This window comes from Priestia megaterium NBRC 15308 = ATCC 14581 (assembly GCF_000832985.1).
GTDB classification, from domain to species: Bacteria; Bacillota; Bacilli; order Bacillales; family Bacillaceae_H; genus Priestia; species Priestia megaterium.
Genome location: NZ_CP009920.1, coordinates 4,526,616 through 4,541,887, shown reverse-complemented (window position 1 = coordinate 4,541,887; position 15,272 = coordinate 4,526,616). Strand labels below are relative to the sequence as shown.

The window sequence follows — 15,272 nt, the reverse complement described above, 5'->3', positions numbered from 1 at the left end:
GCGTAGTAAAGAAGCTATTGTTGTTTGGAGGAAATCTAACTATGGTTTTAAGTGTATTTAAAACGTACAGATCATCGCTTATTCTGCTTCTCGCTATTTTAATTGGCGGGATAGCAGGATATGCTATTGGACCCGATGTGGCAGTCGTGAAGCCTTTTGGTGATTTGTTTCTCAATTTGATGTTCATGATTATCGTTCCCCTTGTCTTTTTTAGTGTGGCTTCGGCGATTGCAAACATGAACGAAATGAAACGTCTTGGTAAAATTATGCTAGGAATTGCCGTTGTGTTTGTCGCCACTGCTGCTGTTTCAGCCGTTTTAGGCTTTTTAGGCGCATCACTTTACAATCCGCTACATAATGTAGATACTTCTGCCATTAAAGAATTGATGGGTGACAGTGAAAATACAGCTGAAAAAATGACGCTTTTAAATCAGCTTGTTAGCACATTTACTGTACCTGATTTTGTTCAGTTATTTTCGAAAGAGCATATTTTACAATTAATTGTCTTTGCCGTTATTTTCGGTATTGCTACCACAATGGCCGGTGAAAAAGGACAACCTATGGCAAAATTTCTGACTTCGGGTCAAGAAGTATCGATGAAGGTTGTTAAAGTTGTGATGTACTATGCTCCAATTGGTTTAGGATGCTATTTTGCTACTGTAGTAGGAGAACTTGGACCAAAGATCTTACAAGGGTACGCTAGAGCATTTATTCTTTATTTATTAATTGCAATCGTTTACTATTTCGGTTTCTTTACGCTATACGCATGGATTGCTGGCGGTAAAGCAGGAATTAAGCTGTTTTGGAAAAATGCAGCTGCTCCTTCTATCACCGCTATTGCTACGTGTTCTTCTGCTGCATCTATTCCAGTCAATTTAGATGCAACAAAGAAAATGGGTGTGCCGCTGGATATTGCTGAAACAGTGATTCCACTAGGAGCAAACACGCATAAAGATGGTTCTGTTATCGGTGGTATTCTAAAGATTGTTTTCTTATTCAGTTTGTTTGGCAAAGATATGACGTCTGCTACGAGTATTTTGAGCATTTTAGGCGTAGCCTTTTTAGTTGGAGCCGTAATGGGAGCAATCCCTGGAGGCGGTATGATTGGCGAAATGTTAATTATTACAATTTACGGATTTTCGCCAGAAGTTCTGCCCATTATTGCGGTCATTTCCACAATTATTGACGCCCCTGCTACGCTTTTAAACAGTACGGGAAATACAGTAACAGCGATGCTTGTTACAAGGTTTACAGAAGGAAAAGACTGGATTAACAAAATTATCACCACCGATAAAGTCGCCTAGTAAAAAAGCAAAGGGAACAGTCTTAGTGACTCTCCCTTTGCTTTTTTCGTGTGCAGTAATATCTATAGCGGTGTATAAAGTCTGTAAATACGCACATTCTATAGGTATGTTTCATAACCGGACTGGAGGTGTCGTCTAATGAGTAACGCTGCAGGAGGTTCAAAGAAAAATCAACCGAATGATGCGAATCACGTAAGCGCCGAAACAAAAGCTCATCAAAAACGTCTTACTGAGCAAAACAAACAAGAGCATCAAGCTGAAGAACGAAAATAAAATGACGTTAAAGAGCGCAGCGCCTGCGTTCTTTAACGTCATTTTATTTTTAGAGAGAACTTCATAACCCCGCTCGTTATGGGGCTATCGCACAACCTCCTTTCGAACTTTTACATATTCTATTAATAGGTTTGTAAAAGGAGGAATGATATGATGTTTTCTTGGCTAGAGATTACAGCCGCAGCCTTTGGACTTTCAGTTATTTTAATAAGTTTTGCATTTTTGCCCGAGCGCACATACAAAAGTCTTTATATTCCTCATCAGCTAGTAGCAAAATCTATTTTTTTCTATAAAAAGATTATTCGTTTTATAAATCAATTTCGACAGAAACTTTAGTTCATTTCCTTTCCCTGTTTTTATTCATTGGAGATATCCTCCCCCTTTTTAATCAGTGCATTTACAGTAAATAATTTAGTGGTTAAAATAAAGAGTAAAGAAAAAGGATAAGCAGTTTGCAGAAATGGAGTTTCACATGGAAATCAGAGACTTAGAATACTTTATAGAGGTAGCGAATCATAAAAATTTTACAAAGGCAGCGCTGCAAGTTCATTTGTCACAAACGGCTTTAAGTAAAGCCGTCAAAAAAGTAGAAAATGAACTAGGATTTGAGCTTCTTGATCGTTCAACAAGAGAATTAAAGCTAACCGATGCAGGAGAAGTCGTGTATCATCAGGCAACTAAAGCTCTGTCGGTGTTAAAAGACATGCCTCACTTGTTGGGAGATTTAATGAACTTGCAAACAGGGCAAATCAAGATGGGAGTCCCTCCGCTCATCGGGACCTTGTTTTTCCCGAAGATTGCAAAAGCATTTAATGTACAATACCCTAAAGTATCTCTAGAGCTTATTGAATTTGGAGCAAAAAAAATTGAAGCACTTGTGGAAGAGGCTCTTGTAGATATGGGGATTGTTATGCTTCCTCTTACAAGCGGTCATGCTGAGCATTTTCACGTATACCCGTTCGTTAAGGAGAGATTTCTTTTATACGCGCATAGAAACCATCCTTTAGCAAAACGTTCTTCCGTCTGGATGAAAGAATTAGAGCATGAAAAATTCATTATGTTCAGTGAAGAATTTACGCTGCACGACCGGTTAATTCAAGATGCTTTAAAATCAGGCTTTGTGCCTTCTATAGCGTATAAAAGTTCTCAATGGGATTTAATTATTGAATTAACAGCAGCAGAACTAGGTATTGCTATTTTACCCGAATCGCTTTATGCCAAAGTGAAAGATCCCAATATTACTACCGTGCCTATTGCAGATCCTGAAATGATGTGGGAACTTGGAATTATTCTGTTAAAAGAACGCTACAGTTCATTCGCTGTACGAGAATTGATTAATTTTTTAACCGAAAAACAAATGACAGATAAATTGGGGCCCCTTTAAAAAGAGTCTGGAACAAAAGTATGTTAGTTGAAGGACAATCCGAACGAGTTTGGTCGAGAATCCAGCTCGTTCGGATTTTTTTAGGATGATGATGAACGTAGGTTTCATGTATGTATTTGCTTCTAGCTGTTGATTGGATAGATTTAGTTATGTCTCCGTTTCTTTTTAGGTGTAATACAAGTTTTATCATTCAACAACCCCTACAATGAATCCATCATAGCCTTTACTTCCAACGGTTTGTATAGCCGTGGCGCTGATTCGTTTTTCTTGAGCCAGAGCATTCATAAATTGGCGAATTCCCTTTACATTTTCATCTTTACTTTCTGAGTTCACCACATGCCCTTGACGAACAACATTATCACAAATAATCAGACTTCCTCTTTTCGATAATTCTAGAGCCCACTTTAAGTAATTTGGGTTATTCGGCTTGTCAGCATCAATAAAGATAAGATCAAACGGATCTGTTCCCTTATCCTTTAATACAGCTAATGTATCAAGCCCGGGGCCGACAATGACTTCTACTAAGTGGCTTACTCCCGCTCTTTTTAAATTAGCTCTTGCAACTTCTGCATGCTGAGCGCTTAATTCGAGCGTAATTAGCTGTCCGTCTTTGGGAAGAGCTCTAGCTAGCCAAATCGTGCTGTACCCTCCAAGAGTACCAATTTCTAAAATGCGTTTAGCTCCTTTTAATGAAGCTAACAAATGCAGAAACTTTCCTTGACTAGGCGATACGTCGATGGCAGGTAATTCAGCCTCTTGATTTGCCTTCAATACCTCATCAAGAATAGGGTCAGGTTGTATAAGCTTATCATTCATATAAAGATCCACTTCATTCCAAATTTCATATATAGACATTTCCATACTCCTCCACATAAGTAATAAAAGCTTTATTATTTCAAAGATAAGATTATGTTCTTCTCATATTCAGCTTGTTGCCGTAATTGTTCGTATTATGAATGTGTTCTAGCTCTCTAATAAACTATCCTGCTCGCTCTTAAAAAGAATCGTTATATGTCCATAAAAAAAGACCTTCAGAGAGGTCTTTTTTGCCTTTAAATAATCGTAACTTTACTAAGATCTATCTTGGCACTTTTTAAAAAGTTATATGTCAATTTATCCATTTTTGCACCTTCAAAATCGGATTTCTTTAAATCTGATCCTCGAAACTGTACATTTAGCAAAGTTGCGTGGCGAAATGAGGCTTTTTTTAATGATGTTCCTTCAAAGATTGTTCCGTTAAATGTTTCTTCGTCAAATACAATGTCTGTTAAATTACATTGCTTAAAGTACGTGTTGTCATAGATACAGCCTTTAAAACTGGCCTGTTTAAAATTTGCCCATTTAAATTGTACGCCTGTTAAATTAACGTGATGAAATATTGCTTTCGTTAAATTGCTGCTTTTAAACATGCTGTCTGTAAGATCTGCATAGCTAAAATCAGATTCATTCAAATTACTGGCATTAAATTTCCCTTTATACACCGATACAGAACGAAAATCAGATTTTGTAAGCTCGGTCTTTGAAAAATCCATAGGGACGGTTTGCTTTAATTCCTTTGTTTCTACATTCATTGATTGAATCAGTTCTGTGATATCACCGATAGAATTGATTGTCATATAATAAGCCTGTTCTTCATTATGCCCGTCTTTTTTGTAATCTGTAAATTTTTCCTGCAAGTTCTGTGATAGTTCTTCTTCTAGATCTTGAACATTTTCTACATCCTGATAAGGAGTCAAAATGTTATGCACATGATTTTTTATTTTTTCGTTCATTTATAACATCATCCTTTCTCACAACAATAAATCAATAATTTTTTTCGCTTGCTCCCAATTTTCTTTGTTTTGTTTATATACGCTTTTTCCTTGTTCTGTAATTTTATAATATTTTCTGCGGCCGCCTTGTACAGCATCTCCCCAGTAAGAAAGAATATGGCCGTCTTTTTCCAGGCGCTTCAAGCTTGAATACATTGTGGCTTCTTTTAACTCATACTGCTCTTTAGAGTAGGTGTAAATAAGCTTACTAATTTCATAACCATATTTATCGCCGCTGAGAAGTAATTTCAAAATCATTGTATCTGTATGTCCCCGAAGTAAATCTGAAGACATTTTTGCATATACCAAAGTATCACCTCTTTATGTATAATTTAAATCATATTACTATGACAGTCAAGGTATTATATTTAATAAAATACACTGATATATAATTGAACATATGTAAACAGCTTAACAGTAGAAAATAGCCGTTAGAAACGTACCGGCTATTTTCTAGGAGACATCTTATTCTTCGTTATAACTGAGCTTAAATACTATCGGCGTACTTTCCGCTGATATTTTCCAAACCATGTGATGATACCCCTTGCTCCAGTAATCCTTTACTAAATAATCAGGGATTCCAAATATGTTTTTCCATACTTCTTGAGCATTTTTGTATCCGCTGTCCAAACAAATTTTTTTAATTTCTCTGCTTTGAAGCGTAAGCAGCATAGTATGTAAAAGCAGTGTTCCTACACCTTTTCTTTGGTACTTTGGATGAACAAAAACTGTGCCGATTTCAATCCATCCTTGCAGCTCTCCTTTTGTACACGCCGTAATTAATTCACTAGCAGGACCATATTCAATACAGCCAATAATCTTATTGGTGCACGTATCTATTCCGAGCCAAAAGAATCGATGTTTTCCACCGCTATCAAGGTCACTTTTTAAATATTGTTCTTTACTTTCAATTTCTATTTGTATATCGTTCACCATTTCAGATAGACCCTCTTTATGAAAGGTATCTGTGATTACTTCATTAAAAAGCTCGTGGAGTTCTGCGCGGTCTTCTATTTTTGGTCTTCTTATTTCAATATAATGCAATGTTCATTCCTCCTTGTTATTTCACGGCAGAATATGAAGCTTTACCATTATTATTTATTATTTATCAATCTATGTTGATAATCCTTTTCTCTTTCTACTGTTTTTCCAATAAAAAAGCACGAGAAATTTTGAGTTCTCGTACTTTTTTATAATATGGATTCTGCTTTTCTATTGGGAACTGTTAATACTGATTCACAAAGCTCTGGATTTTACATACGAATTCAGAAAGATTCTCCTTTATCTCTTTATCCTCTGTTTTCTCTACTTGCTCCTGTATGGCATCAATCATTAAACGTGCTCTCTTAGGATCTATAGAGGCCGGTTGGCTGCTGTTGTTTGATAAACTTTTCAAAATTTGATTAGTCATTTTGTTTTTATCGTGAATATAAAATAATATTTGAGGAACTTGATTAATTAACAAATTTACGTATCTGCGAAACTCCTCTATCTCATATAATTCTCTTGAATTACCTTTAAAGCCATCAACGGAAAGCATAAGACTCTGGTAGCCTTTATCACTGCGTTGATTAAGTGCTTTAATCACTTTCAAAAACCGATCGAACTTTAGATAACGTATTTCGTCTTTCCTTAATTCTAAAAATTCAATTTCTCCTTTTTCCAAAAAGGGATCTTTGATAAGACTATTATCATTCATATATGTTCTCTCCCTACTAATTTATTAGTTGCAGAGCTTGTTTTGAATTCATTTGTCTATCGTTTTAGTAATTGTTTACCTCTTTTAGGCCCGTTTTAAAACCTTTATTTGTAAAACGCTTACATAAGTGTTCTCAATTGCCTGACGTGTTGACGGAATTCTGCTTATTATCTGCTAAATGACGAATGAAAAAGAGCTCCTTTACAGAAGCTCTTTTTTAAAAATTATAGAGATGCTGATAACTTTATATCTTATTTGCTTCTTTTAATACCGCTAATAAGTATTCCCATGTCTTAATAGTAGACGGAATGCTCAGGTGCTCATCAGGCGTATGAACGTCGTACATATCGGGACCGAGCGAAATGGTGTCTAATCCAGAGATTTTTTCCAGGAAAATACCGCATTCAATTCCAGCATGGATGGCGATGATCTCCGCCTCTTCCCCATACTTTTCTTTGTAAACCGTTTTACATAATTCGCGAATTTTTGAATCTGCATTGTACGCCCATTCAGGGTAATTGCCTTTTGTTTCAACTCTTCCTCCGACTACTTGAGCAAGTATGTGCACTTGACTTACTATTTTTTCTTTTAAGCTTTTTACTGAGCTGCGGATTTCATTTTGAAAAACAATCTCAGACTCTGTCGTCGTAATCACGCCTAAGTTGGTAGAAGATTCTACTAATCCTTCGATATTCATACTCATGCTTTGAACGCCGTTTGGTGTTAGCATAATAGCTTGTACAATTCGTTCTGTCGTTTCTTTTGTAAAACATTTCTCAAAGGAAGAAGATTTGTTTATTTTTACATATACGCTCGGATCAGCCGCTTGTAATTCATTTTTTACTATTTCGTTCCACTCACGAATCTTATTTTCTAGCTTTCCTACCTCAGAAGGCTCAACTGATAGAATTGCTTCTGATTCACGGGGAATCGCATTTGATTTTAATCCTCCACTAATGCTGCTTAAAGAATAGGGAAGTTCATGTTGTAAGTCATATAAAACTCTCCCTAGCAGTTTATTAGCATTTCCTCTTTCTTTATCAATTTCCATTCCAGAATGTCCGCCGCGCAGTCCACCGATGCTTAAGCTATATGTTTCTGAGTTATCGGAAGACGATTCCCAGTCTACGGGAATACGAAGCACGCTTTTTACCCCGCCTGCGCTGCTGACAAGCAGCTTTCCGTCCTCTTCTGTATCAAGGTTAATAAAGATTTTTCCTTCAAAATGAGCTGGATTTACAGCGATGGCTCCGCCCATAGTTGTTTCTTCCTCAGTAGTAATGACTACTTCAAGAGAGGGGTGAGCTATATCATGAGCATCTAGTAAAGCCAGTGCATATGCAACGGCAATCCCGTTGTCAGCTCCTAGCGTAGTACCATTTGCATAAAGCATATCTTCCACAATTCGCAGTTGAAGCGGATCTTTTTCGAAATCATGCACAGTTCCTTTATTTAACTCGCATACCATGTCCATATGTCCTTGCAAAATGATGGCTGGAGCATCTTCATATCCTTTAGCTGCCGGCTTTTTAATAATTACATTTAAAGCCTCGTCTTGTATAACTTCAAGGCTTCTTTCTTTTCCAAAAGAAACTAAATAGTCACTAATTTTCTTTTCATTTCCAGATTCTCTAGGAATAGCTGAAATTTCGTTAAAAAAATAAAAAACCGGATGTTTAATTAATTCATTTACTGTTTGCACCATATGTATCATCCTTTCTGAACTGTAGGCTTTTTTATCATACTATTTATCTTTACAGGAGAAATAGTATAAGGCTTCTTTTATGTATAGCCTAGTTATATTTTAACGTTGATTAGCTCGATAGAATAGATATAACATAAAAAAGCATAAAGGAGCTCATTAGACTCCTTTATGCTTTTAATGACTTATTCTATTTTTTATTGAGCTGTATATCCGCCGTCCATTACTACCGCTTGACCAGTTACACCTTTTGCTTTATCACTCGCTAAGAAAATAGCGTAGTCAGCAATTTCGCTCACGTCTAGTAATCTTTTTTGAGGGACTAAAGGATAAATAACTTCTTCAAGCACGCTCTCTAATGGTACATTTCTTGTTTTAGCTAAACCAGCTAACTGACCTCTCACTAGTGGTGTATCCACATAGCCAGGACAAAGTGCATTCACCGTAATACCGTGTGCTGCGCCTTCAAGAGCAGCTACTTTTGTTAGCCCAATTACACCGTGTTTAGCACTGTTATAAGCTGCTTTGCCCGCAAAACCGATTAAACCGTTGATAGAAGAAACGTTAATAATACGTCCGAACCCTTGTTTTTTCATAATCGGAAACGCGTGCTTAATCGCCATAAATGGAGCTGTTAGCATAATTTTAATCATTAACTCATATTTTTCAGTGGGAAACTCTTCGATTGGAGAAACATGCTGCAAGCCAGCGTTATTAATGAACGTATGAACCGCTCCAAAATGTGCGTTTGCTGTTTCAATTAAATGTTTGATTTCTTCTTCTTTTGTTACATCGGCTTTGACACCAAGCGCTTCAAATCCAGCTTCACGAAGATTTTGTGCTGCAGCTTCTACAGCAGCTTGATCAATGTCGGATAACACAATTTTTCCGCCGTTTTCTGCGAATCGTTTACCTATTTCAAACCCAATTCCTCTTGCTGCTCCTGTGATTACAATTACTTGATTTTCAACCATGTGTATTCTCCTCCTGTTTTTAAATAATACCGGCTGCCGCTAATGCGACTCCTGCAAATAAAGCGATTGTGGGGATGATAAATGCAACAACAAATACGTCTTTATACGTTTCTTTATGCCGAAGACCAGTTACCGCTAATAGCGTTAACAACGCACCGTTATGCGGTAAAATAGATGCACCTGACGCAACGCTTGCAATACGGTGAAGAGCATCGGCACTTAAATTCGTCGTTTGAGACAAGTGATACCACGTATCTCCTAATGCTTGAAGCGCAATGCCCATACCGCCGGATGCTGAACCTGTGATCATCGCTAGCACTTGAACGCTTAACGCTTCTGAAACGAGCGGGTTGCTCGAAATGTTTAGCAACACATGCGTGACATCTTTAAACTCTGGAACTGCTGTAATAACCGAGCCAAAACCTACTGCTGCACTCGTGTTAATAACAGCCATCACGGATCCTTTTGCTCCTTCATTTATAGAAGAAATAAACGTTTTATAGTGTTTAAAATTAATAAGTAAAATAGAAAAAATACCAATTAATAATGAAACGATAGGCTCCCATTTTAAAACGTTTAACGTCACGACAACGACAATCAGCGGTAAAATAGCTAATATTACATTCATCAAGTCCTGCTCTTCACTCGCTGCGACTGATGATTCATTAGGCTCGGTAAACCCTTGATTTTTAGCTTTTAATTTTTTATCACGATAAGCTAACCATAAATATCCTCCCACCGCCATAATAAGACCTGAGACAATTCCAATAATCGAACCGGACATTGCATTCGTTTTAAATGTAGCAGTCGGAATCAGATTTTGAATTTGAGGCGTACCTGGAATCGCTGTCATTGTAAACGTAAATGCTCCGAGTGCAACTGTTGCTGGCAGTAAATTTCGCGATACGTTAGCTTCTCGAAATAGCGCGATTGCTAAAGGATAAATCGCAAAGACAACAACGAATAGACTCACTCCGCCGTATGTCAAAATGGCTGAAGCAATTAGCACCCCTAAAATCGCTCTTTTACTTCCAAATAATTTAGCAATACGCTGCGCCAACGATTTGGCTGCGCCTGTATCTTCCATTAGCTTTCCAAAGACGGCTCCTAATAAAAAGATGGGGAACCATTTTGCGGCGAAATCTACAAACCCTCCCATATACACATCTGTATAAGTAGGCAGTACTTTTAAACCGCTAAAATAAGCAACGAACGTAGCAACAACAGGTGCCACCCAGATAATAGACCATCCTAGATAAGCAAAAAACATCAACAATAACAATCCTACAATAATAACCACACGGTAACCTCCTTTCCTTTTAATACATATACATAATGGATTATTTCACAACACAACAAGTTTACACCCGTTATTTTTATAAGTAAAATGAATAAAAGGAATCAAAACTATGAATAAAAGTCGTAGTTTATTTAAAAATTCACCCTCAATTATTTTTTTCCTATAATTTTACTCGGAGTAGAAGCTATAAAATACACTTCCTTCCTTTTTCCTTGTACAAGCTAATTTTTTTCTGTCATATCCCGCTTTCTTCCTTTATTTTCTTTTCTTTTATAAGTTTTTCCGAACATATAGATGGGTATTTGAATGTTATGACACAGAAAAAGAGGCGATCTTATGCTACATTTCATAACAGACTTACTGAAACAATTTGGAATTTGGGGACTTTTAAGCGGACTGGCCATTGAGGCTTCCTCCCTGCCGTTTCCTGGTTCTCTTCTCACCCTTACCTACGGATACTTATTAAACATGCACATAGTGAAATTATTATTAATCGCTCTTGCAGGAAGCGCCGTTTATACAGCTTTTAGCTTTATACCGTATGGGATAGGCTATAAATTAGAGGATAAGGTAAAGAAAAAATTATCTAAAAAGAAAAAAGCATTTGAGAAATCACAAAAATGGTTTAAAAAATGCGGATTATGGAGTATTGCGATTGCTCGTCCTTTAGGGCTCGGAAACTACATTTCCTATCTTTCAGGGCTATCTAAAGTGAAACCTATGCCGTTTGCTCTGCTCACATTTCTTGGTATCTTTCCTTTGAATATTGCCATGCTTTGGCTAGGACAAATCGGAAACTTTAAGTCCATTCAATCTTTTATCTCAGATGCACAAACTTATATTCTAATTGCAGCGGTAGTGGCTGTATGCGGATTTTTAATTTATAAGTTTTATTTTAAAAAAAGCAGCTGCAGCGAACAGTCTAGTTCAACTTAAGAGTATAAAAAAAGACCCCGAGGGGTCTTTTTTTATTAAATGGAAATAACACCTAAAATTAATGCAGCTAGTGTCATTACCGCCGTAGTTCCTAGCGCCCACTTAATTAAAAATCGTTGCAAATCACTAAATTCAATTCCTACCATTCCAATTAATAAGTGAGCTGCTGCTACCAAGGGACTTATCACGTGAACAGGTTGTCCTAAAATAGCAGCTCTTCCAATTTCAGCTGCGCTAATCCCATAACTTTCGGCAGCTTGAGCAATAATCGGCAGTACACCAAAATAAAAAGCATTATTAGACATAAAAAATGTAAAAGGAGCACTTAAAAATGCTACTACAACTGGCAAAAAAGGGCCCATTGCATCTGGGATTATCCCTACAAGCGTATTTGCCATAGCATCAATCATCTTTGTTCCAGACATGATTCCTGTAAAAATACCTGCTGCAATAACAATTGAAACGACGGCTACCGCATTATTTGCATGAGATGAAATTCGCTGCTGTTGATCTTTGATGTTTGGATAATTTATTAGTAATGCAATAGCAAACGCTACCATGAACAAAAGCATCAGCGACATAAAGTCCATAATTAAGCACACCATAAGACTAACGGTAAGGAGAAAATTAAACCATACTAACCTAGGTCGTCGATAGTCTAAATGTTGCGCTGTTCCCTCTAATTCATCTGCATGTGCCATTTCATTTGCAGAATGTTTAATATTGATAACTCCTAACCTTTTTCTTTCCCTTCTTCCAAGGACAACAGAAACAAATAGCACCCATAGAAGCCCAAAACCCATTACAGGTATTAAAGGTAAAAACAACTGAGACGAATCTAAATTTAATGAACTCATAGCCATAGCAGAAGCACCTCCCCACGGAGTCATGTTCATAACTCCCATAGATAGCATCGCAATTCCCGCTAGGATAAGCGGATTCATTTCTAGCCGTTTATATAATGGAAGCAAAGAAGAGACCGTTATCATATAGGTAGTAGTTCCATCGCCATCTAAAGCAACCATCATTGAAAGAACAGCAGTTCCGACGACGATTTTTAGAGGATCTCCTTTTACAACCTTTAAAATGAAGGAAACGAGAGGGTCAAACAATCCTGAATCAATCATTAATCCAAAATATAAAATGGCAAATAAAATCATAATAGCTGTAGGAGCAATATCTTTTACACCCTCTAGCATCATAGGTCCCATTCCGCTAGCAAAACCGCCTATTAAACCAAATATAATTGGAATAGTGATAAGAGCAACCATTGGGGTAAGTCGTTTTGACATAATTAAATACATGAATACTGCAACCATTAAAAATCCTAATAAAGAAAGCATGGATATTTTTCCTCCTTTTTTGGTAACGTTTTCATTTTTTGTTTGCTATACGTTACTAAAAAGGTATCACTTCTTAAAGCAGGTTCATAGATAACCAACATAAGTTTAATATCTTTTATAAAAGTAATTTTTTTCATTTTTTTCATGCATCATTTCTACATAAAAACGAGATAGCGGATAAAAAACCGCTATCTCGTTTTTATGTAAAATTAGTTACTCGATATTTCCGCTCAGGCCTTCCTACACTTCCGTACACTATTTCCACCTGCATTTCCTTACACGATACTAAATACTCTAAATACCTTCTCATTGTTGAATAACTGATACCTACTAGTTGAGAAAACTCATCTACATTCAAGCTCTGCTGAACTTCGCGAACTTTATCTCTTACTAAACGAAGAGTATGTTTATCAATCCCCTTAGGAAGTTCTGTTACTGCAGCTGCTGATTGAGTGCGGCGGTTATGACGTGTTCTAAATAAATGGTCTATTTTATCTTGGTTAATCATTTTATTTTCGGTTAATTCTATTCTTGTAGACTGATAATGTTTTAAAGTAGATAAAAATTTATCAATAATTACAGGTTTCACCAAATAACCAAATGCTCCTCCTCTTATTGCTTCCCCTACTGTTTCAACATCATTGGCTGCCGTTATTAAAATAATATCGATTCCTCGATACTTTTTTCTGATTTCCCATAGCAGCTCCACTCCGTTGATATCTGGTAAAAAGACGTCTAATAAAATTAATTGCGGCGTAAATATTGTTAGCAGTTCTAAAGCCTGTTCTCCAGATCCTGCTGTCGCAACAACAGTGAAATGCTCTAGTTTCTTAGTAAACTGTTCATAAATTTGTGCAGCTGTAGAATCATCTTCTATAATCATGACATTAATTTGATTTTCAGTCATATCGATTCTTCCTTTTCATTATTTAATAGCTTTGGGATAACTAATGTAAATCTTGCTCCTTGTAACATACTTTTGCTTATGTATAGTTCACCTTTAAGCAGCTCTACAGATCTCTTAACAATAGTCAATCCAATCCCGTGATTTTCACCTTTTTTCGTTGTGTAACCATCCATAAAAATCATATTTTCTACTTCTTTTGATATCCCTGGTCCATTATCTTCAACTTCAAAAATCAGGTCATTTCCTACATCTGTAAAAGATACCAGCACGTTCCCTTTATGTTCTCGCACAGCCTCGAGCGCATTATCAATTAAATTCCCCAAGATAGAAACAACGTTTTTTGCGTCTTCGATATTTAAAGTACTTGTTAAGTTACTATCTTGGTCAATTTCTAAAGTAACGTCTAATTCTTTCGAACGATTGATCTTTCCAAGTAAGCATGCCGCAATCAAAGGATCCTTTACAGAAGACATTAAAAAAGAAATAATATCTTGGCGTTCCTTTACCTCTGATGAAATCATTTGTATGACATGCTCATACTTCTTTAACTTTAACAATCCATAAATGACGTTCAGCTTATTTAAAAATTCGTGATTTTGAGCACGTAAATTATCAGAAAACATTTTAATTTTAGAAATCTCTTCTGTCAACTCTTCAATTTGAGATAAAGTTCTTATAGTAAGGACGATACCCTGCACTTCTTTTTTTCTTATAATAGGAGATAAATCTAAAATATACTGCTGACTATCTAGTACAAGGGACTGGTTAGAATACACTCGTTGCTTTTCTATCACTTGATCAATTAGCTGTCCTAAACGGGCGTTCTTTATCTCTCCTCCTATTTGAAGATGACCAAATAGTTCTCTGGCCCTTCTGTTCATCGACGTTACATATTTTTCGACATTTACAGTAATAGTAGCATCTTGAATAGATTCAAGGGTAGCCTCTTTTTCTTTAAAAAGAAAGGAAATCTCCTCCGGTTCCAGTCCAAATATTAGTCTTTTTACCCGCCTTGCAATGAAAAAAGCTCCAAATGCTCCAATAAGAAAAGGAATACAGGACAATTTAATAATTTTTATTCTATAATCATTAATCTGTTTTTCTATATTGCTTACAAGAAACCCTACTGACGAAACGCCTATTACGTTTCCTCGGCTATCCCATATGGGAGTCTTGGCTTTAATTGCAAATCCTGAAATTCCTTTTCCTTTATAAATAATGGATTGATGCTCCTTTAAAGAAGCTTCGTTGCTTGTTTTGGTATGTTTTCCAATATAGCTACTATTGGGATGAGAATAGCGGATTCCTTTATCATTAGCGATGGTGACGTAATCTGCTCCAGTGGTTTTTCTTATTTTTTCTGCAATAGGTTGGATGTGCTCAGAAGGATTTTTATTCCTAAAAGCTTTTACAATCGCTTTGTCTTCAGAAGCTAATTTTGCTACTGTCATAGCTTGCTTACCTACATATTTTTCAACAATTTCATCTATCATTGCAGAAAATAAAACGCATACAAGGACAGTACTCACAAGAATAACTACCGTAATAAGTAATGTAATTTGGGCAAGTAAGCTAGGTCTTCTACTCACATTAAGAAAACGCATACATTCCTCCTTTTAATGAAATGAAATTTCGGCTG

Annotated in this window: 16 protein-coding genes; 5 read left to right on the top strand and 11 right to left on the bottom strand. The window is 36.4% G+C overall.

Annotated features, from left to right (window positions below; translation table 11 throughout):
* The first annotated feature begins 41 nt into the window (after positions 1 to 41).
* From BG04_RS23290 to BG04_RS23280, 4 genes are all read left to right on the top strand, one after another.
* Entirely contained in the window at positions 42 to 1,304 is a 1,263-nt protein-coding gene (locus BG04_RS23290; RefSeq protein ID WP_034652096.1) for a dicarboxylate/amino acid:cation symporter, read from the top strand.
* Positions 1,305 to 1,442: 138 nt separating this feature from the next.
* Entirely contained in the window at positions 1,443 to 1,577 is a 135-nt protein-coding gene (locus BG04_RS31705; protein WP_013057043.1) for a hypothetical protein, read from the top strand.
* Between the two features lie 150 nt (positions 1,578 to 1,727).
* On the top strand, positions 1,728 to 1,913 hold the full coding sequence (locus tag BG04_RS23285; RefSeq protein ID WP_034652099.1) for a hypothetical protein: 186 nt from the start codon (positions 1,728 to 1,730) through the stop codon (positions 1,911 to 1,913).
* A gap of 136 nt (positions 1,914 to 2,049) precedes the next feature.
* The gene (locus tag BG04_RS23280) at positions 2,050 to 2,961 is read left to right on the top strand and encodes a LysR family transcriptional regulator (RefSeq protein ID WP_034652100.1); all 912 of its coding nucleotides are present in this window, start codon (positions 2,050 to 2,052) and stop codon (positions 2,959 to 2,961) included.
* A gap of 186 nt (positions 2,962 to 3,147) precedes the next feature.
* Here the strand turns inward: BG04_RS23280 and BG04_RS23275 are convergent, their stop codons facing one another.
* The 8 genes from BG04_RS23275 to BG04_RS23240 form a co-directional block, all read right to left on the bottom strand.
* The gene (locus BG04_RS23275; RefSeq protein WP_034652112.1) at positions 3,148 to 3,834 is read right to left on the bottom strand and encodes an O-methyltransferase; all 687 of its coding nucleotides are present in this window, start codon (positions 3,832 to 3,834) and stop codon (positions 3,148 to 3,150) included.
* Positions 3,835 to 4,013: 179 nt separating this feature from the next.
* Positions 4,014 to 4,733, bottom strand: a complete 720-nt coding sequence (locus tag BG04_RS23270) for a pentapeptide repeat-containing protein (RefSeq protein ID WP_016764102.1) — start codon at positions 4,731 to 4,733, stop codon at positions 4,014 to 4,016.
* Positions 4,734 to 4,751: 18 nt separating this feature from the next.
* Positions 4,752 to 5,081 (bottom strand): PadR family transcriptional regulator, encoded by a 330-nt coding sequence (locus BG04_RS23265; RefSeq protein ID WP_013057038.1) that lies wholly within the window; start codon positions 5,079 to 5,081, stop codon positions 4,752 to 4,754.
* A gap of 156 nt (positions 5,082 to 5,237) precedes the next feature.
* Positions 5,238 to 5,816 carry a GNAT family N-acetyltransferase gene (locus tag BG04_RS23260; protein WP_034652113.1) on the bottom strand — a complete coding sequence of 193 codons (579 nt, stop codon included), beginning with the start codon at positions 5,814 to 5,816 and terminating at the stop codon, positions 5,238 to 5,240.
* A 181-nt stretch (positions 5,817 to 5,997) separates the two neighbouring features.
* On the bottom strand, positions 5,998 to 6,471 hold the full coding sequence (locus tag BG04_RS23255) for a hypothetical protein (RefSeq protein ID WP_013083145.1): 474 nt from the start codon (positions 6,469 to 6,471) through the stop codon (positions 5,998 to 6,000).
* Positions 6,472 to 6,715: 244 nt separating this feature from the next.
* Positions 6,716 to 8,176 (bottom strand): aminoacyl-histidine dipeptidase, encoded by a 1,461-nt coding sequence (locus tag BG04_RS23250; protein ID WP_034652116.1) that lies wholly within the window; start codon positions 8,174 to 8,176, stop codon positions 6,716 to 6,718.
* A gap of 194 nt (positions 8,177 to 8,370) precedes the next feature.
* On the bottom strand, positions 8,371 to 9,147 hold the full coding sequence (locus BG04_RS23245; protein ID WP_016764098.1) for a 3-hydroxybutyrate dehydrogenase: 777 nt from the start codon (positions 9,145 to 9,147) through the stop codon (positions 8,371 to 8,373).
* A gap of 19 nt (positions 9,148 to 9,166) precedes the next feature.
* Positions 9,167 to 10,447: a GntP family permease gene (locus tag BG04_RS23240; protein ID WP_080743215.1), complete on the bottom strand. Its 1,281-nt coding sequence runs from the start codon at positions 10,445 to 10,447 to the stop codon at positions 9,167 to 9,169.
* A 336-nt stretch (positions 10,448 to 10,783) separates the two neighbouring features.
* Here BG04_RS23240 and BG04_RS23235 point away from each other — a divergent pair, with 336 nt between their 5' ends.
* Positions 10,784 to 11,383 (top strand): DedA family protein, encoded by a 600-nt coding sequence (locus tag BG04_RS23235; RefSeq protein ID WP_014460120.1) that lies wholly within the window; start codon positions 10,784 to 10,786, stop codon positions 11,381 to 11,383.
* Positions 11,384 to 11,418: 35 nt separating this feature from the next.
* Here BG04_RS23235 and BG04_RS23230 read toward each other — a convergent pair whose 3' ends face one another.
* The 3 genes from BG04_RS23230 to BG04_RS23220 all read right to left on the bottom strand — a co-directional run bounded on the left by BG04_RS23230 (position 11,419) and on the right by BG04_RS23220 (position 15,237).
* Positions 11,419 to 12,726 (bottom strand): CitMHS family transporter, encoded by a 1,308-nt coding sequence (locus BG04_RS23230; RefSeq protein WP_034652119.1) that lies wholly within the window; start codon positions 12,724 to 12,726, stop codon positions 11,419 to 11,421.
* Positions 12,727 to 12,925: 199 nt separating this feature from the next.
* Entirely contained in the window at positions 12,926 to 13,633 is a 708-nt protein-coding gene (locus BG04_RS23225) for a response regulator (protein WP_034652120.1), read from the bottom strand.
* Positions 13,630 to 15,237 carry an ATP-binding protein gene (locus BG04_RS23220; RefSeq protein ID WP_034652123.1) on the bottom strand — a complete coding sequence of 536 codons (1,608 nt, stop codon included), beginning with the start codon at positions 15,235 to 15,237 and terminating at the stop codon, positions 13,630 to 13,632. Before BG04_RS23220 ends, BG04_RS23225 begins: the two co-directional genes overlap by 4 nt.
* Positions 15,238 to 15,272: the final 35 nt, after the last annotated feature.